At 62.7% G+C, this 2,651-nt stretch carries 4 protein-coding genes; all 4 read left to right on the top strand.

Annotated elements, in window-relative coordinates:
- A partial coding sequence (locus tag AC0AP0_RS11625) for an aminotransferase class III-fold pyridoxal phosphate-dependent enzyme (RefSeq protein WP_490430580.1) occupies nt 1–840 on the top strand: 840 nt, incomplete at its 5' end.
- 47 nt (nt 841–887) lie between these two features.
- Entirely contained in the window at nt 888–1,862 is a 975-nt protein-coding gene (gene argF / locus AC0AP0_RS11620) for an ornithine carbamoyltransferase (RefSeq protein WP_490430579.1), read from the top strand.
- Complete coding sequence (locus tag AC0AP0_RS11615) at nt 1,862–2,398, top strand: arginine repressor (RefSeq protein WP_198208365.1); 537 nt, start codon at nt 1,862–1,864, stop codon at nt 2,396–2,398. The genes argF and AC0AP0_RS11615 overlap by 1 nt, the downstream gene beginning before the upstream one ends.
- Before the next feature lie 59 nt (nt 2,399–2,457).
- Nucleotides 2,458–2,651: argininosuccinate synthase domain-containing protein (locus AC0AP0_RS11610; RefSeq protein WP_490430575.1), on the top strand; the 194-nt coding region annotated here is incomplete at its 3' end.

Below are 2,651 nucleotides of genomic sequence, written 5' to 3'. Positions count from 1 at the left end.
AGTTTCCACGGCCGCAGCATGGGCTCCTTGAGCCTGACATGGAAGCCGGCCATCCGTGAGCCCTTCCAACCCCTGGTTCCGGGTATGGGCTTCCTGCCGGCAGAAGACGGCGATGCTATAGAGGAGGCCTTTGCACAGGCGGAGACCTCAGGAGAGCCGGTGGCTGCCGTCATTCTGGAGCTCATCCAGGGAGAGGCTGGGGTGCTACCGCTGAATCCTGACTACGTTCGGCAGGTGCGTGAGCTCTGTAGCCGGCATGGGGCCCTGATGATTTTGGACGAGGTGCAGACCGGAATGGGCAGGACCGGTCACTGGTTCGCCTTTCAGGACCATAGCCTGTCCGGAGGAGCCTGTCCTGACGTGCTCACCTTCGCCAAGGGGGTCGCAGGCGGATTCCCCATGGGTGGGATGATCACCTTCGGTCCTGGGCCATCGGGCTTGCTGACTCCCGGCATGCACGGATCCACCTTTGGAGGCAATCCTCTGGGATCGGCCCTGGCACTGACCACCTTGGAGACCATCCAGCGGGAGGGCCTGCTGGAACGGGCACGGCAGATGGGGGAGAGGCTGCGCGCTGGCCTTACTGATTGCGGGAATCCCCTTTATAACGAGGTCAGAGGCAGGGGGCTGCTGGATGCGGTCCAGCTAAGCGCTCCTTGTGCCGGGGATCTGGCTTCCTGGGCTTTGGACCATGGGGTGATCGTCAATGCAGTGGCCCCTGATGCACTGCGTCTGGCTCCGCCTTTGATCATTCAAGCCGATCAGATCGACCTGGCCGTGGATATCCTGTCTAAGGCTCCGGTCAGTCTCGGGAAGGGCTTGCGGCAGGATGGTCTGTGAAATCAGCCATCAATGACGTGCGTAATCATAGCGATAGGGAGGCAGAGATGAGCAACGGTTTGCGGCACATGCTGCGTGACGACGACCTCAACCACGAGGAGCAGCTGGAGGTGCTTCGGCTGGGCATGGCCTTCAGGACCAATCCCTATTTATCCCAACCCTATCAGGGACCTCAGGCCGTGGCGATCATCTTCGACAAGCCCAGCACGCGCACCAGAACCAGCTTCTGCGTAGGCGTGGCCCAGCTGGGCGGCTATCCCATGGTCATCGACAGCTCTGGCTCACAGCTTGGCCGTGGCGAGCCCGTGGCGGACACCGCCAACGTGTTGACACGGATGACATCCACCATCGTCTGGCGCACCTTCGGCCAGGATCGGGTGGAGACCATGGCTGCACATGCCACCGTGCCCGTCATCAACGCGCTGACCGATTCCTTCCATCCCTGCCAGGTTTTGGCCGACTTCCTGACCCTGGCGCAGCACCGGGGTGGGGTCGATGCCCTGGCTGGCATGACCATCGCCTACCTGGGCGACGCAGCCAACAACATGGCCAACTCCTATCTGCTGGGCGGGGCAGTGGCCGGCATGAACGTGCGGATTGCCGGCCCCCACGGCTTTCTGCCCGATCCGAGCCTGGTGGAACAGGCGCGGACTTTGGCCGCTGAAAACGGCGGATCCATTCTGGTCACTACGGATCCTGTTCAGGCTGTGGAGGACGCCGACTGCGTCTTCACCGACACCTGGGTCTCCATGGGCGAGGAGGACCAGTACGCCATTCGCTCCCATCCCTTCCAGCCCTATCAGGTCAATGCCGCACTTATGGCCCATGCCCGTCCGGATGCCCTCTTCCAGCACTGCCTGCCCGCCTACAGGGGCCGGGAGGTTACGGCCGAGGTTATCGACGGCCCACAGTCCGTGGTCTGGGACGAGGCTGAAAACCGGCTGCACGCCCAGAAGGCCCTGATGACCTGGCTGGTGGCCCGTTCCTGGGGTGATGAATCCCTTTTGCAAGGGGTGTGCTGATGCGTCCGACGACCAAGGTGGCCCGGCTGGATGCCATCCGCCAGGTCCTGAACCGACATCGAGTCAATTCCCAGCAGCAGCTATCGGCCTTGCTGGCGGAACAGGGCATCGAAGTGACCCAGGCCACCCTGAGCCGGGACCTGGACGACCTGCATGCCACCAAGCTGCGGTATGCAGACGGGAGCATGGCCTACTGGATTCCCGCCACCACCGATCAGCAGGCCATGGAGGCCGCTGCCGCCGAGGGGCCTGAGGTCGAAGGGGAGAACAAGACCGATGCTTACCTGGCCAAGATTCTGACCGGGCTGATCACCTCAGTGGCCAGGGCCCGCAACCTGCTGGTGGTCAGAACCCCGGCCGGCGCCGCCCAGTATGCAGCTTCCGCACTGGACCGCCAGCCCATCAATGGAATCCTAGGCACCATAGCTGGGGACGACACGATTCTGATCATCGCTGCAGACGATGAATCGGCTTCATCCCGGGCTGACTGGCTGATGACCATCGTCTCCGGCCAGGAGGATGCCAAGGCCCGATGATCGCTGAAGGCACGAACTGAATATCTAAAAGTGTGAAATTAGAAGGAAAGAGGATCGCCATGACCGAAAACAATCGCATCGTGCTGGCCTACTCGGGCGGCCTGGACACCTCGGTGTCCATTCCCTACCTCAAGGAGCGCACCGGCAAGGATGTGGTGGCCGTCTCCCTGGATGTAGGCCAGGGCGGCGAGCGTCTGCAGACCATCCGCCAGCGTGCCTTGGACTGCGGGGCCGTCGAGTCCGTCGTGGTGGA

The sequence above is a fragment of the Bifidobacterium sp. POST2/T3 (B1) genome (assembly GCF_058197115.1).
This window is presented reverse-complemented; position numbering and strand designations above follow the sequence as displayed.

Coding starts and splice junctions, on each gene's coding strand:
- AC0AP0_RS11615 (WP_198208365.1), top strand. CDS start 1,862: ATGCGTCCGACGACCAAGGTGGCCCGGCTGGATGCCATCCGCCAGGTC.
- argF (WP_490430579.1), top strand. CDS start 888: ATGAGCAACGGTTTGCGGCACATGCTGCGTGACGACGACCTCAACCAC.